This is a genomic window from Dietzia sp. NPDC055340 (genome assembly GCF_053645335.1).
The window spans coordinates 23,253-46,862 of sequence record NZ_JBSHML010000008.1; the positions used below are offsets into that span (position 1 = coordinate 23,253).

Sequence of the window (23,610 nt, forward strand, 5' to 3'; positions counted from 1 at the left end):
AGCGGACTCGGTTCCCACTCACCGGAAACTCGACGTGATACAGAACACACCATGGGCCACAGTGGAGGCAATCCACCCGGCGACCCACGGCCGCCACGTTCGAAAGGCTTCCCGATGACCGGAACCCTCACCACCCCTGGCACGGTCCTTGCCCAGGTCACCGCTGACCGCGACGCCCTCTTCGCGGAAGGCCTGGAGGCCGATCAGCTCGGCAAGCTGGCCGATGCCACCGTCGCGCGCATGAAGGACGCAGGCGTGATCCGCATGCTCCAGCCCGTCCGGTACGGCGGCATGGAGGCCACTCCCCGCCAATTCGCCGAGACGGTCATGGGCATCGCCGCGGTCAACCCGAGCGCCGGCTGGGTGGCCGGCATCGTCGGCGTCCACCCGTGGCAGCTCGCCATGGCGGACACAAGCGTCCAGGACGACGTCTGGGGTAGCGACGCGGACACGTGGATGGCGTCCCCCTACATGCCCAACGGCGCCGCCATCCCCGTCGAAGGCGGCTACCGGATGTCCGGACGGTGGAGCTTCTCCTCCGGCACCGACCACTGCACCTGGGCGTTCCTCGGCGCCATGGCGCACGAGGCCGACGGATCGATGAGCCTTCCGCCCCGCATGCTGCACGTCATCATCCCCCGCACGGACTACGAGATCGTCGAGGACTCCTGGGACGTGGTGGGCCTGCGCGGGACAGGCTCCAAGGATCTCATCGTGGAGGACGCGTTCATCCCCACCGAGCGCGTCATGGAGTACGACCATCTCATCGACGGCACCCAGATCGCGAAGGCCGGTCTCGAGCAGACCGTCTACCGCATGCCGTGGTCCTGCATGTTCCCACTGGGCATCTCGTCGGCCACGATCGGCATCTGCGAGGGCTTTCTCGACACGGCACGCGAATATCTCGAGGATCGCATCGGCGCGCAGGGCACCGCCATCAAGGATGACCCCTACGTCCTGTACCAACTGGGCGACGCCGAGGCCAAGGTGTATCAGGCGCGCCAGGCGCTCATCGCCAATGCGGAGGAGATATGGGAGATCGTGGACCGCGGGGACGAGGTCGGCTTCGACCGCCGCGCCCAGGGCCGCCGCACCCAGGTCGACGTCGCCTGGACCGCCGTCCGCGCCATCGACAATGTCTACGACCGCTGCGGCGGCACGGCCCTGCGCATGGACAAGCCGATGCAGCGGTTCTGGCGAGACGCGCACGCCGGGCTCCACCACGCCATCCACGTCCCCAGCACCGTCTACCACGCCTCCGCCCTCTCCGGCCTCGGAGTGGATCCCGAGGGTCCGCTACGCGCCATGATCTGACGGTCCGGGTATCGCCGTCTGCGCGGCACACCCGGCCGTACCCGAGGCACCACCCCACCACCACTTCACGAAAGGCCTCTTCCCATGGGAGACATCCGAGCTCTCGGCTACCTCACGATCGACACCACCGAACTCGATCGCTGGCGCACACTCGCCTTTGACGTCCTCGACCTGGGCGAAGGCGCCCTGTCCACCGACGACGCCCTCTACCTGCGACTCGACGAGCGCTCCTACCGACTGGTCATCCGCCGCGGCGAGACCGACAAGCTCACCGCGATGGGCTGGGAGGTCCGCGACGAGATCGCCCTGGACCGGGTCCGCGCCTCACTGCGCGAGCACGGTGTGCAGTACCGCGACCTGTCCTACGACGAGGCGCGCGCCCGCGACGTGGACGAGCTCATCGCGCTCGAGGACCCCACCGGCCAGCCCCTCGAGATCTTCCACGGCGCCGGCCTCGACCACTCCGCCGTATCCACGAAGTTCCGTACCGAATTCGTCAGTGACGAACTGGGCCTGGGCCACATCGTCGTGCCGTCGACCGACCACGAGGCCACCATCGCGTTTTACCGCGACGTGCTGGGCTTCCACACTCGCGGCGCCTTCCCGTTCCCCCCGGCGCCCGGCATGCCTCCCCTGCGGATCCAGTTCATGGGCGTCAACCCGCGTCACCACAGCTTCGCCGTGATGCCGGCCCCGCAGATGGGCCCCGGGATCGTGCACATCATGCTCGAAGTGGCCGAGATGGACCAGGTCGCCCAGGCCATGGAGCGCACGCTCGAGCACGGGTTCACGATCTCTTCCACCCTCGGCAGGCATACCAACGACAAGATGGTGTCCTACTACCTCCGCGCCCCCGGTGGGTGGGACATCGAGTACGGCTACGACGGCCTCACGGTGGACGAGAACAGCTACCTACCGCAGCTCATCTCCGCCGACAGTTACTGGGGCCACGACTGGTCCGGCAGTGAGCCGCTCGCCTGCACCATCCCGCTCGACGACGCCACTGCCGAGACCGTGGCTGACGACCTCGCCGAGCCCGTGGTCGAGAACGCCTGACCCGGCTCCGGGCGACTGCTCGGCCCGGCCCCCTCGCCAGCCGCGTCACTCCAGAGCGCTGATGCTGACGAGCTCCCACTGCGTGACCGGGCCGGCCGAGCGGGCCTGGCACATGGTGAAGATCGGCTCGGAGAAGGTCTCCCGCAGTCGCACCCCGATAGGCCCGAGCGGGCCCTCGAGGGTGACGACGACGTGGCCGGCGTCGTCGACGTCGGTCACGTCCAGCGGGGCCAAGGCGTCGATGCGGTCGTCGCCGAGCAACGGCCGGGCGCGGTGCTGCGCGACCTGCACCGCCGCCGGGTAGCTGCTGCGACCCCGGAGGTGGCGCGGGTCGACCCGGCCCTCGGTGTACCGGGTGATGATGTCGGCCGGATCCGCCGCCATATCGACGCGGCCGTAGAAAAGACCGTGCGGCAGCACGATCATCGTCGCGGCGAACCGGTCTCCGCCCAGATGCGAGCACTCCCACGTCGCCTCCGGGTACCGCTCGGCGATCAGCGTCGTGGCGCGTCGGCCACGGACGGCGCAGCACTGGTCGTGCTTGCCGTGCGCGCAGATCGCGACCAGGGGCTCGTCGGACGGTGAGCCCGCGGAGCCGTCGAGGGGAATCTCCGCGAAACCGTCGGGACCGTCCACCTCGCCCCACCGCAGGGACTCCTGTCCGGGCCGGGCATCGGCCAGTGCCCACCGCCAACGCCGCTGTCCGGAGCGCTTACCCGGACGGCGGATCGCCGCCACCCGGATGTCCTCCGACTGGGCACGCCGAGCGATGCGGCGGCCCAGTTCGGGCGAGAGAACCCCGGGCGATTCCAGCAACGCCGAATGCCCCCACGGGCCGGCGAGCTCGAGCATGAGCCACCGCATCCCGCGCGACCCCGATCCCTCGAGGGGATCGCCGCGGCGCAGCGCGGAGTCACTGCACGGCTCCCAGTCCGCAGGCCTGCTCACAGTGCCACCAGTACTGCCTCCCGCAACAGGCGGCGGAGCACCACGAGGCCGTCGTCCACATCCAGACCCGGTAGCGAGCCGGCGTTGACGGGACCGCCGTCGAGCACCGCGCGCAGAGCGGGGGCGCACTCCGCCGGGAAGGTGATCGACTTGGCGGGCAGCCGCAGGACGACCGTGGCCGCGTCGGCGGCGGCGTGAGCGTCGGCCGCGACGTCAGAGCCGGCGGGAGCGGGGTCGATCGAGCCGTGGAGGCCGTCACGCCACCGAAGAACGGTGTCGGCATCGAGCGCGGCTAGGGCGTCGAGGGTGGCCAGCGGACGTACCGCGGCGGGTCGCGTCAGATCAAAGTACTGCGTGACGAGCGTGTCGCCGGCGAGCGCTCCGAGTTCTTCCTGCTTCTCGGCGATCAGCCCGGCCAGTACATCGAGGACCCGGCGGGTGTGCTCCTCGGTCCGTGCGGCGTCGACCGGGGCCAGGCCGAGCGGCAGCGACGCGCGCAACTCCTCCTCCGAGGCCAGTGCCTCGATCACCGCCGTGGCGACGTCGTGCCCGGTGAAGGGGGACACACCCACGGTGAGGTGAATAGAGGTGTCACCCTGCGCCTCGGCCGAATGGACCCAGCCGCGCGGCAGGTAGAGGCAGTCCCCCGGCTCGAGCACCGCGTCGATGACCGGGGCCCGCACCGCACGAGCGGCGATCGCCTCGCGGTGATCGGTCCACGGCTGGTCGGGAAGCGGGTGGCGATGGACGGGCTCGTGCACCCGCCAGCGCTTGATGCCGGAAATCTGGAGGACAAACACGTCGTGCACGTCGTAGTGCGGATCGAATCCCCGGTTGGCGGGCGGGGTGATGTACGCGTTGGTCTGCACCGGGTGGCCGACATCCGAGGTCATGCCGCGGACGAAGTCGATGATCGGCGGCCAGAACCGGTGCAGACCCTGCAACACGATCGTCGCCCCGGCGGCGAACTCCGTGAGTACGCCGTCGGGGTCGACCTGGTCGGGCATCAGTGCGCCGAACCCGCCGGTCCGGGTGAAGCATGCCCGGTCGACGAGCGTGCCCTCCCGCGCCATCCGGATGAACGGCGTGCGCAACCCACGTTCGGCGATGATCTCGTCGACCATCGCCGGCGTGAGCAGGTCGGAGAAGTCGCGTGGCAGACGGGCCGCCGGACTCAGCAGGGGCTGCTGACCCCAGTAGTCCGCCGCGAACTCATCCCGGCCGCGTGCGACGCACCGCTCGAGCACCTTCGCTCAGGCCGCGCCGTCAGCGCCGCCGTCGTGCCCGTCCGGGTTGGAACCGCCGTCAGCAGTGCCCTCGCCGGCCGAGCCGTCAGCGCCACCGTCGTGGCCGCCGGGGTTCGAGCCGCCGTCGGCAGTGCCCTCGCCCGCTGAAGCGGAACCGTCAGCGCCGCCGTCATGCCCGCCCGGGTTGGAGCCGCCGTCCGCGGTGCCCTCTCCCTTCGCGCCGGAGGTGGTGATGTCGTCGTCGTTGATAGCCATCTGCATTCCTCTCTTCGGTGCAGGCCCCGACCCGCACGGGGTCGAGCTGCGCGATGTCGTGCGATGTGGCCACCTGTCGAGGCTGTAAGCCCGGACACGATGGGACGTGCGATTCCCACTATGGCACCGGCCCGGCATCGGCACGACCGGTCCGGCCGCGGTGGACATCTCCTCCCAGGCAGAGTAGGGACGAGCCATGGTGAACACATCGGCACAAGACACTGATCCCGCCGACGGACACTCGGCGATCGAACACGACGTGGTGATCGTGGGTGCCGGATTCGCCGGCCTCTACGCCGCCAAGCAACTGGGACGCTCCGGCGTGGACGTGCTGTTGCTCGACCAGAACAACTATCACCAGTTCCAGCCCCTGCTCTACCAGGCGGCGACCGCGCAGATCGCGATCTCCACCGTGGCGCGCCCGCTGCGCGGCATACTGCATCGCCAACGGGAGCACGTGACCATCCGGACCGCGCGCGTGGCCTCCGTCGACGCCGCCGCCAAAACCGTCACCACCGACGACGGGCTGACGTACCGCGGCCGGATCCTCGTGCTGGCCAGCGGGTCCGAACCCAACTTCTTCGACACCCCGGGAGCGCGCGAGCTGGCGTACCCGCTGTACTCCGTCGACGACGCCACCAGCCTGTCCTCGGCGATGCTCGGCGCGCTCGAGAGAGCCGCCGCCACCCGCGACGCCGCGGAGCGCCGGGGCACATTCGCGGTGGTCGTGGTGGGGGCGGGCCCAAACGGGGTCGAGACCGCCGGCGCGATCGCGGAGAACATCAAGTTCGTGGTGTCGGAGTACTACTCGGACGAGTTCGCCGCCGCGCAGTGCGAGGTGCACCTGGTCGACATGGTCGACACGGTCCTGCCGCCTTTCTCGAAGCGCTCGCAGAAGTACACCCGCCGCAGCCTCGAAGAACTCGGCGTCCGGATCCACCTGGGCAGAGCGGTCTCCTCGGTCTCCACCAGCGGCGTGGCGCTCGAGGACGGCACCGAGCTGCCGGCTGCCATCGTCGTCTGGACGGCCGGGCTCAAGGCCTCCGGACTGCTCGAGCCCGCCGGCCTGACGACCGGCCGCGGCGGGCGCGTGGACGTCGAACCCGACCTCACCGCCCCCGGGCTGCCCGGCGTGTACGTCCTCGGCGACGCCGCGAACATCACCGATGCCAAGGGCCGCGCACTGCCTCAACTGGGCTCGGTGGCCAAACAGTCCGGCACCTGGGCGGCCGACAACATCTGCGCGGACCTCCAAGGCCGGGCACGGAAGCCGTTCCGCTTCCGCGACATGGGCGTGATGGCCATGGTCGGCCGCGGCCACGCGATCGCGGAGATGGGCCCGCGCCGGTTCCAGATCCAGGGCATGCTCGCCTTCCTGGCCTGGCTCGGAGTGCACCTCGTCCTGCTGTCGGGCTGGTCCCAGCGTGCCGCCGCACTCGTGTCGTGGTTCCGCGACTACCTCACCCGGAGGCGCACACAGGTCGTGGTGCACCAGCCGGACGAGTACGCGCGCGCCCGACGGCAGGGCCCCACCGAGCCCGCCACCACACCAACCACCGGCACCGGCGCCGAATCCGCGACCAGCACCACGACAGGCCCCGGGGGCGCCACCCCGGGCGAGAGGAGTCAGTCATGACGGACATCACGAACGTCACCGTGTTCGGAACCGGTGTACTCGGTTCCCAGATCATCATGCAGGCGGCCTACCACGGGAAAACCGTGACCGGCTACGACATCTCCGACGAGCTCCTGGCCAAGCTTCCGGAGCGGTGGGAATGGATGCGCGACTACTACAGGCGCGACCTGCCGGACTTCGACGAGAAGCGCTTCGACGAGGCCGTCGCCTCCATCCGCACCACCACCGACATCCCCGAGGCCGTCGCCGACGCCGACCTGGTGATCGAGGCCGTACCGGAGAACCTCGACCTCAAGAAGGACGTGTGGACGAAGATCGGCCGGAGCGCGCCCGAGAAGACCATCTTCGCCACCAACACCTCCACGCTCCGCCCCAGCGACTTCGCGGCCGAGACCGGACGGCCCGAGAAGTTCCTCGCCCTGCATTTCGCCAACCTCGTCTGGCGCTACAACACCGGCGAGGTGATGGTCGCGCAGCAGACCGACCGGAAATACTTCGAGATCGTCCTCGAGTTCGCCGCCGAGATCGGACTCGTGCCGGTGCCCGTCCTCAAGGAGACGCCCGGATACCTGCTCAACGGCCTGCTCGTCCCCTGGCTGAACGCGGGCGCCGAGCTCTACGTCAACGGCATCGCCAACCCCGCCGACATCGACAACGTCTGGCGCACCGCCACCGGCGCGCCCGCCGGCCCGTTCCAGGTCTACGACACCGTCGGCTTCAACGTCGCCGCCAACATCGCCCGCGCCTCCGGCGACCCGGCGCGGATCAAGTTCGCCGACCTGCTCCAGAAGGGCATCGACGCCGGTAAGGCCGGCCTCGGCGACGGAGAGGGCTTCTACACCTACGACTCCGACGGCAACGTGCAGGAGCCGGTCACCAGCTGGAACCACCCCTGAGCCGACGCGGGCCGCGACGCGGGAGAGCTTGGCCACATTTCTTTGCACGGCCGTGCAATCGTGCAGTGTTCCTGCAAAACTCCACGGGTCAGCACATCCCCCGACCCGAGGATCCTGCAGCATGGCGACATTTCTCTACCGCATCGGACGATCGGCCTATCTGCACAGGTGGAGGTTCATCGCCGCCTGGCTGCTGCTGATCATCGGCATGGGCACCGCCGCAGCCACCCTGTCGCAGCAGACGAGCACCACCTTCTCGATCCCCGGACTCGAATCCATCGAGACCCAGGAGGCCATGCAGGAGCGGTTCGCCGGCTCGGAGGATCAACTGCAGGCGCCCACGGGCACCGTCGTGATCCAGGCGCCCGAGGGCACGACGCTCACCGACCCCGCGGTGAGCGAGGACGTCGACGCCTTCCTCGCCGACGTCCGTGAACTCGACTACCTCACCGCGACGGACGCGATCGTCAACCCGGTCCTGGCGGCCGAGGGTATGACGCAGCAGATGACGGAGGCCAAGGCCGCGCAGGGGCTCCCGCCCGAGCAGATCGACGCCGACATCGCGGCCCTGAGCCCGTTGAGCGAGGACGAGACGACCGGCACCGTCCAGGTCGAGTTCGCGGCCGAGAGCACGATGGAAGTCGAGGCCGCCGACCAGGAGGCCTTCGCCGATCTCGTCGCCGAGTACCAGGACACGCTGACCATCGCCTACTCCGGCAACGCGTTCCAGATGAACGAGATCAGCGCGACCGGCGAGATCATCGGCATCGCCGTCGCCGCGATCATCCTCACCCTGACCTTCGGCTCTCTGATCGCCGCCGGCATGCCGCTGCTCACCGGAGTGATCGGTGTGGGGATCGGCATCGCGGGCATCTTCGCGGCCACCCGGTTCACCGACACCATCAACACCATGACGCCGACGCTGGCGTCCATGATCGGTCTCGCGGTGGGCATCGACTACGCCCTGTTCATCGTCTCGCGCTACCGCACGGAACTCGTCAAGTACATCGGTGGCAACGACCTCGAGCCGCGGGAACTGGCCGCCAAACTCAAGGAGATCGACTTCCGTCAGCGGGCCCACCTGGCCGGACTCGCCGTGGGTAAGGCCGGTTCCGCGGTGGTCTTCGCCGGGCTGACCGTCCTCATCGCGCTGGCCGCGCTGTCGATCATCAACATCCCGTTCCTCACCGCGATGGCGCTCTCCGCCGCCGCCACCGTCGCGATCGCGGTTCTCGTCGCGATCACGCTGCTACCGGCCATCCTCGGCGCAGTCGGCACCAAGGTGTTCGGCGCCCGCATCGGGGGCGTCAAGGCCCCGGACCCGGAGGACGAGAAGCCGACGATGGGCCTGACGTGGGTCCGCCGGGTGCGCGCGCACCCGATCCTCTTCGGCGCGGCGAGCATCCTCCTGCTGATCCTGCTGGCGCTGCCCGCCGTGAACCTGCGACTGGCCATGCCCTCGGACGGCACCATGGCCCCCGACACCCCCAACCGGATCGCCTACGACATCACCGCGGAGAAGTTCGGCCCCGGGCGCAACGCCCCGATGATCGCCTTCGTCGACACCCTCGCGGTCCCCGAGGAGGAGCGGCCCGCGGCGTGGGCCACCGCGGCAACGGACATCCAGTCGATCGACGGCGTACGGAACGCCCAGATCATCGAGCCGAACGAGGCCGGCGACGCGGCACAGGTGCTCATCACCCCCGAGTACGGCGCCACCGACGAACGCGCCGCGGACGTGTTGGAGAGCATCCGCGGCGGGGTCGGTAATTTCGAGGCGCAGACCGGTGGCACCTACTCGGTCACCGGCGTCACCCCGATCTACGAGGATATCTCCGAACGACTCTCCGAGGTCCTGCTCCCCTACGTCGGCATCGTGCTCGCACTCGCGTTCCTGCTGCTCATGCTCGTCTTCCGGTCCATCTGGGTGCCGTTGATCGCCGCGCTGGGCTTCGCCCTGTCGGTGGCTGCCACCTTCGGGCTCACGGTGGCGATCTGGCAGGAGGGCTGGCTCGGGATCATCTCCGATCCGCAGCCGGTCATCAGCTTCCTGCCGATCATGCTCATCGGCATCGTGTTCGGCCTGGCCATGGACTACCAGGTCTTCCTGGTCACCCGGATGCGCGAGGGCTGGGTCCACGGCAAGACCGCGCACAACGCGGTCTCCAACGGGTTCAAGCACGGCGCCCGCGTGGTCACCGCCGCCGCACTGATCATGATGAGCGTCTTCGCCGCCTTCATGACGATCGACGAGCAGTTCATCAAGGTGATGGGCTTCGCCCTGGCGGTCGCGGTGTTCTTCGACGCCTTCATCGTCCGCATGACCATCATCCCGGCCGTGATGTTCCTGCTCGGCGAGAACGCCTGGAAGATCCCGCACTGGCTCGATCGGATCCTGCCTTCCGTCGACGTCGAGGGCTCCGCCCTGGAAGAGAAGGACGACGACGACAACGTCGCCGGTGGACCGCACGAGTCCCGGGACGCCGTCGCCGCCGGACGCCACTCCTCGATGACGGTGGCCGACCAGTCTCCCGCCGCCGGGAAGCACGAGGACCGTGGCGAGACCTCCGACGGGGGTGCCGGGAGCGGGCAGCGTGACTAGTCTGCGCGAGCGCAAGAAGGCCGACACCCGGACACGGCTCTCGGTGGCGGCGGTGGAACTCCTCGTCAGCCATGGCGTGGAGGGGGCCACCGTCGCCGCCATCGCCGAACGGGCCGGCGTCTCCACTCGGACGTTCCACAACTACTTCGCCCGCCGCGAGGACGCGTTCCTGTACTTCGTCCGCGAACAGGTCGCGCGGTGGGCGAAGCAGGTGGAGAACGCGCCCTCTGACATGTCCGCACTGCGCATCCTCCACGGCATCCTCAAGGAGGCCTACACCCGGCCCGAGGACGACATCGTCGCCCTCGGAAACCTCGCCGTACTCGGTGAGCGGATCGGGTTCGTCCTGGGTCCGGAGAGGCGACCCGACATCGAGGACATCCTCGGCCCTCTGTACGAATCGGTCCGTCAGCGCATACAGAACGGAACCGAGTTCCGCGCCCGACTCACGGTGGATCTGAGCATGGCCGCGTGCGGCGCCGCGCTGAGGAAGCACGCGACACGGCAACGCGAGGGCGACTCCTCCCTGGCGGGTCTGCTCGACGAGGCCTTCGAGGTGCTCGCTCACGGCTTCGATGGTTAGCCCCGAGGAGGCCCGGGCGTCCGGCAGCGAGACGCCGGGCTCGTGATCACGTGAGAGCCGCCGCCCGGTGTGCGATACCGAGCGGCGGCTCTCGTCGTGCGGCCGAATCCGTGTTACCCCGCTTCTCCTTCCGAGCTCTGCCGAAGCGCCTCGGTGACGGAACTGAACATCGTGGCCTTGATGGCCCCGAGGGTTTTGCGGTCCTTGCCGAGGATCGGCCGCAGACGCTCCACCGCAGCCGTGATGACCTCCGACTCCGGCGCCGTCGCGTCCACGAGTCCGGCCTCGCTGGCCTCCGGGCCGGGGTAGCGGTGTCCCGTGCTCATCGCGGCGATGGCGGTCTGCGGGGTGGTCTTGGCCTGGATGAGCGCGGCCATACCGACGGTGAACGGGATGTTGATGTCGACCTCCGGGAAGCAGAAGTAGCCCCGGTCGGCCCGCATCACCCGGAAGTCGTGGGCCATGGCGAGCATGGCGCCGGCCCCGAAGGAATGCCCGTTGACGGCGGCGACCGTCGGCAGGGAGAACGTCAGGACGCGGCTGAACAACTGCTGGACCCGGTCGACGTACCAGTCGAGTCGATCCGGGTTGGCCATGAGCCACTCCAGGTCCAGACCGTTCGAGAAGAACTTGCCGGAACCGGCCGTGACCAGTCCTCTCGCGGAGGTCTCCACCTCGTCCAGTCGGGCGTTCACGGCGTCGAGGAAGTCCGGGGACAGACGATTCTCGTCGTGTCCGAGCGTCAGGACGGCGACGTCCTCGTGCCAGCTCAGTGTGGGGGTCATTGGTGGTGGTCCTCTCTGTCGATGAAATCGGGGGATCCGGCCGGGTCTGCCGGTCCGCGTGCGTCGAGTGGCGGTCCCAGGGCGAGCACGGCGCGCACGCAGGCGGCGATCCGCTGGCGGGCCGACGTGTCCGGGTCCCGGCGTCCGCGGAGCAGCAGTGCGGTCGGTAGTTCCACGACGCAGTCCCTCACGACGTCAACGCAGGCCCGGTCGCCTCGGCCCCACAGATCGCTGGACAGCGCCACGAACAGGTCGGTGAGCTCCTCGTCGAGACCGTCGAGTTCCGCAGCCAGGTCGTTGGGCAGGTCGGCGGACCCGAGGAGCTCCGTCCGGCTGACCGCGAGCAGGAACCGCCCCGATTCCGGGCGCTCCGTGAGGAACCGTGCGGGGGCATCCGCTGCAGCGACCACGGCGTCGATTGCCGCGTCGACCACCGCGCCGACCGCGGCCGTCGACCCCGGGTCCGGCTCTTGGCTGCGCGTTAGGCCAGGCGCCCGGGCGGCCCGCACCATGTCCTGCTGCAGGGCGAGAAACCGCCGGGCCGCGCGGAGCCAGACACGCCCGACCAGACCCGCTCGTGAGCCGAACGCGTTGTAGATGGCGCCGTTGGAGACCGACGTCAGATCGGAAATGGCGCGAACCGTGACCGCAGCGGGGCCGGACTCCACGGCCAGCCGCTCCGTGGCGTCGAGCAGCCGGTCGAGGTCGTGGACCCGTGGGCGAGGCATGCGTCAGACAGTAACAGAGCGACCGCTCTCAAACGGTCGGTGGCCGGGCTACCGACCGGTCCCCCGGCACGGCGCGGACACCGCCCCGCGGACAGACGAGAGAGCCGCCGCCCGGTACGGATACCGGGCGGCGGCTCTCTTCACGTGGGGACGGGGCGGGCCTCGTCGTCGTCCCCTCGGCCCCTCGCTTCCCCCGTCCAGCTCCTTCGCCACCACATACCCCGATGCAGCCAGGGTGTTGTACTAGCTCCCTGAGACCGCCCTCGGGCGATGTGCGCGGAACGCTCTCGGCGACGCTCGAAACGCTACTTGACCAGCAGCTCCGCGATCTGGATGGTGTTCAGCGCCGCACCCTTACGCAGGTTGTCGCCCGAGACCACCAGGTTGAGCCCCTTGTTGCCCTCGATCGACTGGTCCTGACGGATGCGACCGACCAGCGACTCGTCGATGCCCACGGCCTCGAGCGGCGTCGGCACGTCCACGACCTTCACGCCCGGCGCCTTCGACAGCAGCTCGCGCGCCTGCTCCGGCGTGATGTCCTCGGCGAACTCGGCGTTGATGGTCAGCGTGTGGCCCGTGTACACCGGCACGCGCACGCAGGTGCCCGCCACGGGCAGCCCCGGGATGTCGAGGATCTTGCGCGACTCGTTGCGCAGCTTCTGCTCCTCGTCGGTCTCCTCGGAACCGTCGTCGACGATCGCACCCGCCAGCGGCAGCACGTTGAACGCGATCGGCGCCACGTACGGCCCCGTCTCGCCGGCCTGCAGCGCGCCGCCGTCGTGCACCAGCTCGTGCCCGGCCGCCACGTTGTTGGTCACCTGGTCGTTGAGCGTGTCCACGCCGGCCAGCCCCGAACCCGACACCGCCTGGTACGTCGACACCACAAGCCGCTTCAGCCCCGCCGCGTCGTGCAGCACCTTGAGCACCGGCATCGCGGCCATGGTGGTGCAGTTGGGGTTGGCGATGATGCCCTTGGGAGGGTTCTTGGCCGCGCCCGGGTTCACCTCGGAGACCACCAGGGGAACGTCCGGGTCCTTGCGCCAGGCGCTGGAATTGTCGACGACGACGGCGCCGGCAGCCGCGAACCGGGGCGCCTGCTCCTTGGACATCGTGCCGCCAGCCGAGAAGAGGGCGATGTCGATGCCCTGGAGCTCCTCATCGGTGGTGGCCGCGGTGTCCTCCACGACGATGTCCTCGCCCCGGAACGGCAGCGTGGTCCCGGCCGAACGTGCGGACGCGAAGAACCGGACCTTGTCGGCCGGGAAGTCCCGCTCCTCGAGCAGGGCACGCATGACGCGCCCCACCTGGCCCGTGGCTCCGACTACGGCGACAGTGGTCATCTGCGAGGTCAACTCCTGAAAGTCTTGTCGTCCCGGCCCGTCGCGGACGGGTGCTCCGCCCTGCGCTCGACCGACCGGCGAGCCACCATCCTACCGACCCCGCACCTGCCGATCCGAGGCGTGCGTCACAGGTCCCGACGGGGGCGCCGAGCAGCTCCCGTCAAGAAGGCGCCGAGCAGCCCCCGTCAAGAAGCGGGTTCGGCCCGCATCGCGCGAGAAGGTGGTGTGCCGAACTCTCTTGACGTCGGAGGGGCGTCGTGCGGAATGACGGGAGTTCGTCCCGCGGACCGAATCATCCACAGGCCCTGCACTCTCCACAGACAATGCCCGTTCGGGCCAGCGTGGACGGGGTGGTGGCGTTGTCGTCGTCGATCCTTGTCCCATGCGCGACTTTCGGCCACCCCAACGGACCCGCGACCTCATCCCCGACCTCGGGCGGCGGCTCGGCACGAGCGGCTACAACCGACTCCACCGGGGACTCTGGATCCCGCACGGGATCGACGAGACGGATCCGATGGTGCGGATCGCCGCGATCTCGGCGCTCTACCCCGACGCGGTGGTGACCGGCTGGCTGGCCGCCGAAGCTCACGGACACAGGGGCGCACCGCGCGATTACATCGACGAGTTCGCCTGTGGCACAGGGCGTGTCGAGAGACCCGGGATGATCGGACGCCAGTACACGATTCCGCGCGAGCACACCGGGACACTGACGTTCGGCCCCGACAGGGTCGGCCGGATAGCCACGCCGGCGTGGGCCTTGTTCGACATCGCACGGCGGGACGATCGGACCAACGCGGTCGTCGCACTCGACGGATCGCCGAGAGTCGGCGTCGATCCCGAGCGAGATGTCAGACCGCTCGCAGAGACCCCGCGACGCCTGCCGGGCAAGCGGCGGGCCCTCGCTGCGCTCGAGCTCTGTGACACCGGGGCCATGGACTCTCCCTGGGAGACCCGCACCCGACTCTTCTTGCACAATCACGGATTCGAGGGTTTCGAGACTCAGGTGTCGATTCCCGGGCTCCCTTACAGGCTCGACCTGGGGAATCGGCGACTGAAGATCGCGGTCGAGTACGACGGCGAGTATCACCGGGCGCCCGACCAGCACGCCAGGGATCTGACGCGATGGAATCGGATCCGCAGGTTCGGCTGGCTGCACTACCCGGTGACCACCACGATGATCACCCGCGACGAGCATCAGACCGCCGCCGACATCCGGCAGGGCGTCCGAGCTCGCGAGGGCAATCCGCCGGGCGCGACGGGGTGAGCTACCCGGGCTACCAGGCCGGGGCAGCCGACTCAGACCCGGCCACACCAACGAGCAGAGGGTTCGGCACACACGCACTCGGGCGATGTGGGCCGAACCCTCTGCTCGACGGGCCGCCGGGCCTGGCGCCGCCCGGCGCGGGGCGCGCGGCGGCGGCCCGGCAAACACCCAGGTCAGCGGCCGGTGCCGGCGTAGACCTGCGCCTCCTCCTCGCCACCGAGCTCGAAGGCGTCGTGCAGCGCGCGCACGCAGTCGTTGAGTTCCTCCTCGCGGACGAGCGCCGAGATCCGGATCTCCGAGGTGGAGATGAGCTCGATGTTGACGCCCGCCGCGGAGATGGCCTCACAGAACGTCGCGGTGACGCCCGGGTGCGACTTCATCCCGGCGCCGACGAGGGACACCTTGCCCACGTTGTCGTCGTAGAGCACCTGGTCGATGCCCAGCTCGTCCTTGGCCTTGGTCAGCACCTCGGTGGCCTTGGCGCCCACCTCGAGCGGGCAGGTGAAGGTGATGTCGGTTTTACCGGAGGAGCGCGACACGTTCTGCAGGACCATGTCGATGTTGATCTCTGCGTCGGCGACCATGCGGAACACCTTGGCGGCGTAGCCGGGCTGGTCGGGGATGCCGACCACCGTGATCTTGGCCTCCGAGGCGTCGTGTGCGACTCCGGTCAGCAATGCGTCTTCCACGGGGATGTCCTCCACATTTCCCGCCACGAGCGTGCCGGGGTCGTTCGAATACGAAGAGCGGACGCGCAGCGGCACCTGGTTGCGGCGCGCGAACTCGACGCTGCGCAGGTTGAGGATCTTGGACCCGACGGCCGCCATCTCCTGCATCTCCTCGTACGAGATGGTGTCGAGCTTGCGGGCGTTGGGCACGATCCGCGGGTCGGCGGTGTAGATGCCGTCGACGTCCGAGTAGATCTCGCACACGTCCGCGCCGAGCGAGGCGGCCAGGGCCACCGCGGTGGTGTCGGAGCCGCCGCGTCCCAGCGTCGTGACGTCGCGGGTCTCCCTCGACACTCCCTGGAAGCCGGCGACGAGCGTGATCTTGCCCTCGTCGAGCGCCTCGCGGACGCGGCCCGGGGTGATGTCGATGATCCGGCTGTTGCCGTGCCGGGTGGTGGTGATGATCCCGGCCTGCGACCCGGTGAACGAGTACGCCTCCATCCCGAACGAGCTGATGGCCATCGCGAGCAGCGCGTTGGAGATCCGCTCACCCGAGGTGAGCAGCATGTCCATCTCGCGCTGCGGCGGCGACGGGCAGACCTGGTCCGCCAGGTCCAGCAGCTCGTCGGTGGTGTCTCCCATCGCCGAGGCGACCACCACTACGTCGTTCCCGGCCTTCTTCGTATCCACGATCCGTTCGGCCACCCGTCGGATCCGTTCTGCGGACTCCACGGAGGAGCCGCCGTACTTCTGCACTACCAGTGCCACGCGGTCACACCCTTCCGGTGCTGATCGGCTTTTTCCGGTGTTGTTCGGCCTAACGCGTGCCCACTTTACGGGAGGTGTTTACTCGTCATAGATGACGGAAACCTGGGCGGCAGTTCTCCTGGCCCTCGCGTCCGCCCTCAGCCAGGCCCTCGGGACGGTGATGCGCCACCGGACGATGGACCGCGCGGGGGGCCGACTCGAGGGCCGGTTCGGCGTTCTCGCCAGCCGTTATTGGTGGTCCGGAATGCTCATCAGCCTGGCCGGTTTCGCCTTCCAGGGCCTGGCGCTGGCGTTCGGTTCGCTGATCCTCGTCCAGACGATCTCGGTCACCTCACTCATCTTCGCGTTGCCGCTGGGCGCGTGGATGAACCACCGCCAGGTGTCCAAGACGGAGTTGTTCTGGGGCCACGTGCTGACGGCGTGCGTGATGGTGTTGGTGATCTTCGGCCGCCCGACCGGGGGTGAGGCGCATCCGACCTTCTGGGAGTGGGTGCTGGCGTGTGTGGGTGGTCTCGTCGTCGTCGGGATCCTCCTGCGCTTCGCGCGGCGCCGGCACTCCAACGGGGGCCGCGCGGTGCTGTTCGGCGTGGCGGGCGGCGCGGCGTTCGCGTACGTGGCGCTGTTCACCAAGGGCGTGACGCAGCGCTGGCACGAGGGTGGCGCGTGGGAGGTGGCCACGACGGGCGAGGTGTACGCGCTGGGGGTCGCGGCGGTGGCGGCGTTGACGTTGCAGCAGATGTCGTTCGAGGCGGGCGCGGTGCACCAGGCGGTGCCGGCGTCGACCGTCACGACGCCGGTGATCTCGCTGGTGTTGGGCGTGCTGGTATTGGGCGAACGTTTCCAGGTGGACGGCGCGCACCTGGTACTGCTGGCGGCGACCCTGGCGGTGATGACCGTGGCGACGGTCGCGCTGGCGCGCAAGGAGGTCGGCCCGGGGCCGCCCGGGGCCGGCCATGTCGCCGTGGCGGGTGGTCAACGCGGCGCCGACGTGGGCGGAGACGGCGCCGTGGGCGGAGACGGTCCCGCGGCGGGTGGCGACCTTCACGACCACGACGACGACAACGCCGCCACCGCCTGAACACGCACTGAGCAGATCGCCGAGGCGGGACTGAACGGTCCCTGCCACCTGCATCGCTCACATACACTAATTTTTATGCGCCTCACACGCCCCAGTGGCACCGCAAGCACCACGAGTCACACACGCCCCGCACGTCTGGGCCGGCTTGCCGCTGCAGCCTCGGCCGTCGGCGCTGTCGTCGCCGGCCCCCTCGTCGCGCCCGTCGCCATCACGGCCCCCACCGCCGGCGCAGTGGTGGGCGGCACGACCTCCGGCCCCGCGGCGTGGGCCGTCCAGATCACCACCTTCCACAACATCCCCGGAACGCCCTGTTCAGGCGTGGTGATCGACCCGTTCTGGGTGGCCACCGCCGCGCACTGCGGCCCGGCCGACCCGCGCGCGTTCACCCTCGGCTTCGGAAACATGGGCACCGTCGCGGGCGGCTTCGCCGAGACCGCCTCGCTCGCGAGCCCGACGATCGTCGGCGGGTTCGGATCCCTGGACACCGGCAGCCTCGGCCGACACACCCCGATGGCCGCCTACCACGCGCCCGCCGGCGACCTGATGCTCCTCAAGCTCCGCCACCCAGCACCCTCCCCGGCCGTGCTGCGCGCCGGCGCCGACCCCGCGCCCGGCGCGATCCTGCGATTCCACGGCTTCGGCGGCGTCGCGCCCGGTCCGCAGGCGCCGCGCTCGGCCGAGGTACTCACTGGCCTGACCCGTCTCGAGCGGATGGAACCCCGCGGCGGTTCGTGGATCGGCCGCTCCCACACCATCCAGGGAGGCTTCAGCTTCGGCGACTCCGGCGGGCCCGTCTTCCACGGGGACCGCCTGGTGGGCATCCACTCCGGCTCCGACCACGCGAGTCGCCGGGCGGACGGCACCAACCCCGCCTGGTACGAGTCGATCCCCGCGCAGAACGGCTGGATCAACTGGATGATCGCCCATCGCTGATGCCGTTCACAGGAGCCGGCGGAGCCCGCCCACCCGCGCCCACAACAACATCGCCATGTCGAACCGCCGCGGTTTTTGTCACACTGAGCAGATGACCCTGCCGGAGCTCGTGATCCGTCGCGCCTCGCGCGCCGACGTCGACCTCGTGCTGTCCGCCGGCGACCTGCTCGCCACGCCGCCCACCGCCGAGTGGACCCAGGACTTCCTCGACCGCGGCTCGAACATGCTGATCCTGGCCGTGTACGAGGATGTTCCGGTGGGGATGCTCGTGGGCGTGGAGACCGGACACCTGGGCGAGAGCCCCGACCTGTTCGTCTACGGGATCAGGGTGCGCGAGGACCTCCGCCACCAGGGGCTGGCTCACCGGCTCGTCGACAAGGCGGTCGAGATCGCCGAGGAGGCCGGTTGCACCCGCGTGTGGGGGTCGGTGCACCGCTCGGACGCGGAGAACGAGCGTGACCTCGGTCCCGGGTCCCCGTTCCACGCGACCGAAGAGGACGCCGATCCGAGCGCGCGGCCGGAAAGCACCTCCAGCCAGTCCACGACCTTCGTCATCCCGATACCGTGACGGACACCGAAACTGTGTATCGTGACGGTCATGCAGCGCGTGCTCCTTCTTGGGTGCCGCGGCGGGGCCCGCTGAGGCGGACCGGCTCCCCGTCGCGGGATCTTTTCGCGCCGGTCCGTGTTCCACTGATCGCACCTCTAGGGAAGTTGAGCCCCCGAAATGAATCCCGCTGACGCTTTCGTGTCGTCGTCGTCGACCATCACTCCCCCCTCCAAGCCGGGTCGCCCCGGCCAGCCCGCCTGGAACACCCAGCGCGGTTCGTCCATGCCGTGGCACCGCTACCGGCCGTTCGCCGAGGAGGTCGAGGACGTCTCGCTGCCCGACCGCACGTGGCCGGACAAGGTCATCACCCACGCCCCACAGTGGTGCGCCGTGGATCTGCGCGACGGCAACCAGGCGCTGATCGACCCCATGAGCCCCGCCCGCAAGCGCCGGATGTTCGAGCTGCTGGTGCGGATGGGCTACAAGGAGATCGAGGTCGGGTTCCCGTCGGCGTCGCAGACGGACTACGACTTCGTGCGGGAGATCATCGAGGACGACGCGATCCCCGACGACGTAACCATCCAGGTGCTGGTCCAGTGCCGGGAGGACCTCATCCGCCGCACGTTCGAGGCCTGCGAGGGCGCGACGAACGTGATCGTGCACTTCTACAACTCCACGTCGATCCTGCAGCGCCGCGTGGTGTTCCGTAAGGACCGCGACGCGATCAAGAAGATCGCCACCGACGCCGCCGAGCTGGTCAGCGAGATCGCGCGCGACTACCCCGACACCAACTGGCGCTGGCAGTACTCGCCCGAGTCGTTCACCGGCACCGAACTGGCGTTCTCCAAGGAGATCTGCGACGCCGTGACCGAGGTCGTGGGCGCGACCCGTGAGAACCCGATCATCATCAACCTGCCGGCCACGGTCGAGATGGCCACGCCCAACGTGTACGCCGACCAGATCGAGTGGATGCACCGGAACCTGGCGCACCGCGACGCCACCATCCTCTCGCTGCACCCGCACAACGACCGCGGCACCGGCGTGGCCGCCGCCGAGCTGGGCTTCCAGGCCGGCGCGGACCGCATCGAGGGCTGCCTGTTCGGCAACGGCGAGCGCACCGGCAACGTCTGCCTGGTGACGCTGGGCATGAACATGCTGACCCGCGGAGTCGACCCGCAGATCAACTTCTCCGACATGGACGAGATTCGTCGCACCGTCGAGTACGCCAACCAGCTGCGCGTGCCCGAGCGGCACCCGTACGGCGGCGACCTGGTCTTCACCGCGTTCTCCGGCTCGCACCAGGACGCCATCAACAAGGGCTTCGACGCCCTGCAGGCCGAGGCCGCCTCGCGCGGCGAGGATGTCGAGGACGTCACCTGGGAGGTCCCGTACCTGCCCGTCGACCCGAAGGACGAGGGCCGCACGTACGAGGCCGTCATCCGCGTGAACTCGCAGTCCGGCAAGGGCGGCGTCGCCTACATCATGAAGAGCGACTACGGCCTGCAACTGCCGCGGCGCCTGCAGGTGGAGTTCTCGCAGATCGTGCAGAACGTCACCGACTCCGAGGGTGGTGAGGTCACGCCCAAGGCGATGTGGGACATCTTCTCGCTCGAGTACCTGGACCGCGTCTCGCCCATGGAGCGCATGTCGCAGGTCCTGGTGCCCGCCGAGACCGACGACGGCGAGGACTCGATCGAGGCCGTCGTGAAGTGGAAGGGCGAGACCCGCGAGCTGCTCGGCTCGGGTAACGGTCCGCTGGCCGCGTTCGTGACCGCGCTCAACGAGATGTTCGACGACGAGGTACGCATCCTCGACTACACCGAGCACGCAATGACCGCCGGCGACGACGCCACCGCGGCCGCCTACGTCGAGGTGCAGTTCGGCAACCGCGTGTTCTGGGGGGTCGGCCGGGCCGGCTCCATCACCACCGCGTCGCTGCGGGCCGTGGTCTCCGCCGTGAACCGCGCCTACGCCGACGAGGCCGACGCGGATCCGGCGACCATCGGCAGCACCGAGGGCGCGCGCACCTGGGCGCCCTGACGGGCCGCTGGGGAGCCCGCGGAGGGCCCGAGGGGAGTCCCTTGCGCCTCATTAGTCACATGTCTCACTTCGGTAACAGAGGTCTCGATTTGGTTACGCCAAGCGCGTAATGTGGCGGCCGTTCGCGCCGATATGCATGGCGTCTGGTCAACGCAACCCGTCTGGAGTTCCTCATATGCCCGTGTCTCGCCGTGGCTTTCTCACCGCCGCATCGGTCGGGGTCGGTGCGGCGGTCGCCTCGACCGTCCGCGGCCCCCTCGCCGGAGCCAACCCGTTCGCCACCGGCTCACTCGGCGCCGCCCAGGACCTGATGCAGTCGATCTCCACCGGCAGCGGCATGGTCCAGCCCAACGGCCCGCTCGGGTACGTGGGTGTCACCTTCCCCAGCCCCGAGGACATCGCCGGACGCATCCGGTTCGCGTTCCCCGACGGCTCGGTGGGCGACTGGCAGCCGCTCGAGTTGCTGGACTCCGCCCCGGACAGCGGCAGTGTGCCGGCCTCCGAGCTCGTCGCCGCCCCGAGGGGCGCAGTGGGCTACGAGGTGGACGCGGCAGAGGGGGCCGAGGCCACCGTCTTCAGTGACGGCTCGGACCAGCGGCGCGACTACAGCCTCGGCAGCGTCGGTGCGCTCGGGCTGCCGATCATTCCGCGCGCCGCCTGGGGAGCCGGCGACGTCTCCGGCAACCGCTGGTCGCCGACCTACTTCCCCGCGCAGTCGATCACCATCCACCACACCGTCTCCGCACTGTTCGCCGACCATTCGGCCAGCGTGCGGGCGGTCTACAACTACCACGCCGACACTCTGGGCTGGGGCGACGTGGGCTATCACCTGCTCATCGACCCCAACGGCCGGATCTACCAGGGCCGCGGCGGCACTCCACTGGGCACCCCGGTCTTCCAGGTCCCGCCGGTCGCGGGCATCGCTCCGCCTGTCGTGACCGCCGGGCACGTCGGTGGGTTCAACAACGGCAATATCGGCATCGGTCTGCTCGGCAACTTCACCAGCACCCCGCCGACCGCGGCCGCCGTGGGCGCCACCATCGACTGTGTCCGCGCCCTGTGCAACGCCACTGGCATCAACCCGCGCGGCGGCATCACCTACCGCAACCCGCAGGGCGGGGCCACGCGTCCGATGCCCGCGGTCTCGGGACACCGCGACTGGGGCGGGACCGCCTGCCCGGGCAACGCCTTCTACCCGCAGATGCAGTTCATCCGCGACCACGCCGCCAACGGCTGGACCCCCCGGGCCGTCTCCTCGGCCGCGTTCGGGTCCTAAGGCACCGCTGGCGTCACCGTCGGTCCGGGGGTCGTGCCAGCGTAGTCCGTCACGCGTCTCGGCCGCTCCCCTGCAGGATCACCCAACCCGCCCGGTTGCGAATCCTGCAGGGGAGCAGTCGATTTCAACGAGGCGGATCCAGTCCTCAGTCGACATCTCGTGTTCACTCCACCGAGAACAACCCGTAGGGGACGCCGCATACTGTCGCATCGGTAAGCGGTACCCGGGCCCGCCGGTGTGCCGATCCGTCTACCGACGAGGTCCCCCACATGCGCAGTACTCGCGCCCTCTTCACGGTCGGAGCCACCGTGCTCGGCTGCCTCCTCACCGCCTCCTCACTCCCCGTCGCCGCAGCCTCGGTCGGCTCGCTCGGAGGCGGAGGCTCGCTGGGATCACTCGATGTGGGCGGCTCGCTCGGGAGCGACGAAATGCGTTTCGATCTGCAAGCTCACCGGGGCGGCCTGGGGCTCAACGTCGAGAGCTCTCCACAGGCCTTCGGTCATGCCCTCGAACTGGGCGTGACCACTCTCGAACTCGACACCCAGGTGACCGCCGACGGCGAGGTCGTGGTGACTCACGATCGCAAGCCCCGGACGGATGTCTGCCAAGACACCGAGCCCGTCGTGGCCGGCGACCCGATGTTCCCCTACACGGACCACTTCATCCACGACCTCACGCTGGAGCAGGTCCGGACCCTCGATTGTGGCTCCCTCCAGCGCCCCGGCCACCCCGATCAGCGCACGCATCCCGGGCAGCAGATGATGCTGCTGTCCGAGCTCTTCGACCTGGTCAAAGCCCATGGCGCCGACGGCCCGGACGGTGTGCGGATGAACATCGAGACGAAGGTCGAGGCCGGCGCCCCGGACGAGACCGCCCCGCGCGAGGAGTTCGTCTCGGCCGTCCACGAGGTGATCGTGGCCTCGGGCCTCGGGCAGCAGGTCACCATCCAGTCGTTCGACTGGGGCGCGTTGATGGCGATGCACGAGCTCGCTCCGTCGATCCCTCTCGTGGCCCTGACCAACCACGACTTCCTCGGAATCGGCGCCGCTGAGCCCTCACCGTGGCTGGGCGGGATCGATATCGCCGACTTCGACGGCGACGGAGTCGCAGCCGCGGCATCCATCGACGGTGTGGTCGCCTACTCGCCGGTCGCCACCCACCCCGATCAGAGCTGCACGATCGGTGCGGGCAGCTGCACGGCCTATGTGACCGCGGAGATGGTCGAGAACGCGCACGCGCGCGGTCTGAAGGTCATCCCGTGGACGGTCAACAATGCCCAGACCATGGAGTACCTCATGGACATCGGCGTGAACGGCATCATCACCGACCACCCGGACATGCTGCGCGAACTCCTCGCTGAGCGCGGCATGGAGCTGCCGCGGCAGTTCGCCCGCGAGGGCTGACGCGGCCGTCCGGGTCAGCCGCGGACGCTGAGGTCGGGTTCGCGCGTCACCCACCCCGGCCGGCTTCAGCCATACCGAGGCCCGATTTGGCACCCCACCTCGTCGAAAAGAGGATTTCGCACAGGACCACTCGGCCGTTACGGGCGAAATCCACTTATCGACGGGTGTCCGGGGGCCGGGGCGGCGGGGCGCGGGGGCCGGGCTGCGGGGGGCGGCTAGCGGTTTGGCAGCGGGCGGGGC

At 69.4% G+C, this 23,610-nt stretch carries 20 protein-coding genes; 13 read left to right on the top strand and 7 right to left on the bottom strand.

The window, feature by feature from the left end; genetic code table 11:
* The first annotated feature begins 114 nt into the window (after positions 1-114).
* Together ACWIFB_RS07550 and ACWIFB_RS07555 are read left to right on the top strand one after the other, a co-directional pair.
* Complete coding sequence (locus ACWIFB_RS07550) at positions 115-1,314, top strand: acyl-CoA dehydrogenase family protein (protein WP_454057854.1); 1,200 nt, start codon at positions 115-117, stop codon at positions 1,312-1,314.
* Between the two features lie 84 nt (positions 1,315-1,398).
* The gene (locus tag ACWIFB_RS07555) at positions 1,399-2,370 is read left to right on the top strand and encodes a VOC family protein (protein WP_454057855.1); all 972 of its coding nucleotides are present in this window, start codon (positions 1,399-1,401) and stop codon (positions 2,368-2,370) included.
* Positions 2,371-2,415: 45 nt separating this feature from the next.
* Here ACWIFB_RS07555 and ACWIFB_RS07560 read toward each other — a convergent pair whose 3' ends face one another.
* The 3 genes from ACWIFB_RS07560 to ACWIFB_RS07570 form a co-directional block, all read right to left on the bottom strand.
* Entirely contained in the window at positions 2,416-3,234 is an 819-nt protein-coding gene (locus tag ACWIFB_RS07560; protein ID WP_454057946.1) for a sucrase ferredoxin, read from the bottom strand.
* A gap of 80 nt (positions 3,235-3,314) precedes the next feature.
* The gene (locus ACWIFB_RS07565; RefSeq protein WP_454057856.1) at positions 3,315-4,565 is read right to left on the bottom strand and encodes a cupin domain-containing protein; all 1,251 of its coding nucleotides are present in this window, start codon (positions 4,563-4,565) and stop codon (positions 3,315-3,317) included.
* Positions 4,566-4,571: 6 nt separating this feature from the next.
* Positions 4,572-4,820: a BatC protein gene (locus tag ACWIFB_RS07570; protein WP_454057857.1), complete on the bottom strand. Its 249-nt coding sequence runs from the start codon at positions 4,818-4,820 to the stop codon at positions 4,572-4,574.
* Between the two features lie 196 nt (positions 4,821-5,016).
* On the opposite strand from ACWIFB_RS07570, the gene ACWIFB_RS07575 reads away from it, so the two are divergent.
* From ACWIFB_RS07575 to ACWIFB_RS07590, 4 genes are all read left to right on the top strand, one after another.
* Positions 5,017-6,456, top strand: coding sequence for an NAD(P)/FAD-dependent oxidoreductase (locus ACWIFB_RS07575; protein ID WP_454057858.1), 1,440 nt, complete (start codon positions 5,017-5,019; stop codon positions 6,454-6,456).
* Positions 6,453-7,352 carry a 3-hydroxyacyl-CoA dehydrogenase gene (locus tag ACWIFB_RS07580; RefSeq protein WP_344992119.1) on the top strand — a complete coding sequence of 300 codons (900 nt, stop codon included), beginning with the start codon at positions 6,453-6,455 and terminating at the stop codon, positions 7,350-7,352. The genes ACWIFB_RS07575 and ACWIFB_RS07580 overlap by 4 nt, the downstream gene beginning before the upstream one ends.
* 121 nt (positions 7,353-7,473) lie before the next feature.
* On the top strand, positions 7,474-9,954 hold the full coding sequence (locus ACWIFB_RS07585) for an MMPL family transporter (RefSeq protein ID WP_454057859.1): 2,481 nt from the start codon (positions 7,474-7,476) through the stop codon (positions 9,952-9,954).
* Entirely contained in the window at positions 9,947-10,537 is a 591-nt protein-coding gene (locus tag ACWIFB_RS07590) for a TetR/AcrR family transcriptional regulator (protein WP_454057860.1), read from the top strand. The genes ACWIFB_RS07585 and ACWIFB_RS07590 overlap by 8 nt, the downstream gene beginning before the upstream one ends.
* A gap of 113 nt (positions 10,538-10,650) precedes the next feature.
* Here ACWIFB_RS07590 and ACWIFB_RS07595 read toward each other — a convergent pair whose 3' ends face one another.
* From ACWIFB_RS07595 to ACWIFB_RS07605, 3 genes are all read right to left on the bottom strand, one after another.
* A complete protein-coding gene (locus tag ACWIFB_RS07595; protein WP_452100077.1) occupies positions 10,651-11,322 on the bottom strand; it encodes an enoyl-CoA hydratase/isomerase family protein in 672 nt (223 codons plus the stop codon).
* On the bottom strand, positions 11,319-12,050 hold the full coding sequence (locus tag ACWIFB_RS07600) for a TetR/AcrR family transcriptional regulator (protein WP_454057861.1): 732 nt from the start codon (positions 12,048-12,050) through the stop codon (positions 11,319-11,321). Before ACWIFB_RS07600 ends, ACWIFB_RS07595 begins: the two co-directional genes overlap by 4 nt.
* 305 nt (positions 12,051-12,355) lie before the next feature.
* The gene (locus tag ACWIFB_RS07605) at positions 12,356-13,390 is read right to left on the bottom strand and encodes an aspartate-semialdehyde dehydrogenase (RefSeq protein WP_454057862.1); all 1,035 of its coding nucleotides are present in this window, start codon (positions 13,388-13,390) and stop codon (positions 12,356-12,358) included.
* Between the two features lie 382 nt (positions 13,391-13,772).
* Between ACWIFB_RS07605 and ACWIFB_RS07610 the strand changes: the two genes are divergently transcribed.
* Positions 13,773-14,654 (top strand): endonuclease domain-containing protein, encoded by an 882-nt coding sequence (locus ACWIFB_RS07610; protein ID WP_454057863.1) that lies wholly within the window; start codon positions 13,773-13,775, stop codon positions 14,652-14,654.
* Positions 14,655-14,827: 173 nt separating this feature from the next.
* Here ACWIFB_RS07610 and ACWIFB_RS07615 read toward each other — a convergent pair whose 3' ends face one another.
* Positions 14,828-16,090 (bottom strand): aspartate kinase, encoded by a 1,263-nt coding sequence (locus ACWIFB_RS07615; protein WP_452100081.1) that lies wholly within the window; start codon positions 16,088-16,090, stop codon positions 14,828-14,830.
* Positions 16,091-16,181: 91 nt separating this feature from the next.
* Here ACWIFB_RS07615 and ACWIFB_RS07620 point away from each other — a divergent pair, with 91 nt between their 5' ends.
* The 6 genes from ACWIFB_RS07620 to ACWIFB_RS07645 all read left to right on the top strand — a co-directional run bounded on the left by ACWIFB_RS07620 (position 16,182) and on the right by ACWIFB_RS07645 (position 23,370).
* On the top strand, positions 16,182-17,168 hold the full coding sequence (locus ACWIFB_RS07620; RefSeq protein WP_454057864.1) for a DMT family transporter: 987 nt from the start codon (positions 16,182-16,184) through the stop codon (positions 17,166-17,168).
* Between the two features lie 75 nt (positions 17,169-17,243).
* Positions 17,244-18,101 (top strand): trypsin-like serine protease, encoded by an 858-nt coding sequence (locus ACWIFB_RS07625; RefSeq protein WP_454057865.1) that lies wholly within the window; start codon positions 17,244-17,246, stop codon positions 18,099-18,101.
* A gap of 91 nt (positions 18,102-18,192) precedes the next feature.
* Positions 18,193-18,669, top strand: a complete 477-nt coding sequence (locus ACWIFB_RS07630; RefSeq protein WP_454057866.1) for a GNAT family N-acetyltransferase — start codon at positions 18,193-18,195, stop codon at positions 18,667-18,669.
* Between the two features lie 159 nt (positions 18,670-18,828).
* The gene (gene leuA / locus ACWIFB_RS07635; protein ID WP_452100085.1) at positions 18,829-20,691 is read left to right on the top strand and encodes a 2-isopropylmalate synthase; all 1,863 of its coding nucleotides are present in this window, start codon (positions 18,829-18,831) and stop codon (positions 20,689-20,691) included.
* Between the two features lie 175 nt (positions 20,692-20,866).
* Complete coding sequence (locus ACWIFB_RS07640; RefSeq protein ID WP_452100086.1) at positions 20,867-21,967, top strand: peptidoglycan recognition protein family protein; 1,101 nt, start codon at positions 20,867-20,869, stop codon at positions 21,965-21,967.
* Positions 21,968-22,236: 269 nt separating this feature from the next.
* Positions 22,237-23,370 (top strand): glycerophosphodiester phosphodiesterase family protein, encoded by a 1,134-nt coding sequence (locus ACWIFB_RS07645; RefSeq protein WP_454057867.1) that lies wholly within the window; start codon positions 22,237-22,239, stop codon positions 23,368-23,370.
* The last annotated feature ends 240 nt before the right edge of the window (positions 23,371-23,610 follow it).

Bases quoted from the DNA above. Each gene is read 5' to 3' on its own strand.
- ACWIFB_RS07620 (WP_454057864.1), top strand. From the start codon at position 16,182: ATGACGGAAACCTGGGCGGCAGTTCTCCTGGCCCTCGCGTCCGCCCTC.
- ACWIFB_RS07605 (WP_454057862.1), bottom strand. From the start codon at position 13,390: ATGACCACTGTCGCCGTAGTCGGAGCCACGGGCCAGGTGGGGCGCGTC.
- ACWIFB_RS07645 (WP_454057867.1), top strand. From the start codon at position 22,237: ATGCGCAGTACTCGCGCCCTCTTCACGGTCGGAGCCACCGTGCTCGGC.
- ACWIFB_RS07610 (WP_454057863.1), top strand. From the start codon at position 13,773: ATGCGCGACTTTCGGCCACCCCAACGGACCCGCGACCTCATCCCCGAC.
- ACWIFB_RS07600 (WP_454057861.1), bottom strand. From the start codon at position 12,050: ATGCCTCGCCCACGGGTCCACGACCTCGACCGGCTGCTCGACGCCACG.
- ACWIFB_RS07595 (WP_452100077.1), bottom strand. From the start codon at position 11,322: ATGACCCCCACACTGAGCTGGCACGAGGACGTCGCCGTCCTGACGCTC.
- leuA (WP_452100085.1), top strand. From the start codon at position 18,829: ATGAATCCCGCTGACGCTTTCGTGTCGTCGTCGTCGACCATCACTCCC.
- ACWIFB_RS07580 (WP_344992119.1), top strand. From the start codon at position 6,453: ATGACGGACATCACGAACGTCACCGTGTTCGGAACCGGTGTACTCGGT.
- ACWIFB_RS07640 (WP_452100086.1), top strand. From the start codon at position 20,867: ATGCCCGTGTCTCGCCGTGGCTTTCTCACCGCCGCATCGGTCGGGGTC.
- ACWIFB_RS07570 (WP_454057857.1), bottom strand. From the start codon at position 4,820: ATGGCTATCAACGACGACGACATCACCACCTCCGGCGCGAAGGGAGAG.
- ACWIFB_RS07560 (WP_454057946.1), bottom strand. From the start codon at position 3,234: ATGCGGTGGCTCATGCTCGAGCTCGCCGGCCCGTGGGGGCATTCGGCG.
- ACWIFB_RS07575 (WP_454057858.1), top strand. From the start codon at position 5,017: ATGGTGAACACATCGGCACAAGACACTGATCCCGCCGACGGACACTCG.
- ACWIFB_RS07625 (WP_454057865.1), top strand. From the start codon at position 17,244: ATGCGCCTCACACGCCCCAGTGGCACCGCAAGCACCACGAGTCACACA.
- ACWIFB_RS07550 (WP_454057854.1), top strand. From the start codon at position 115: ATGACCGGAACCCTCACCACCCCTGGCACGGTCCTTGCCCAGGTCACC.
- ACWIFB_RS07555 (WP_454057855.1), top strand. From the start codon at position 1,399: ATGGGAGACATCCGAGCTCTCGGCTACCTCACGATCGACACCACCGAA.
- ACWIFB_RS07585 (WP_454057859.1), top strand. From the start codon at position 7,474: ATGGCGACATTTCTCTACCGCATCGGACGATCGGCCTATCTGCACAGG.
- ACWIFB_RS07630 (WP_454057866.1), top strand. From the start codon at position 18,193: ATGACCCTGCCGGAGCTCGTGATCCGTCGCGCCTCGCGCGCCGACGTC.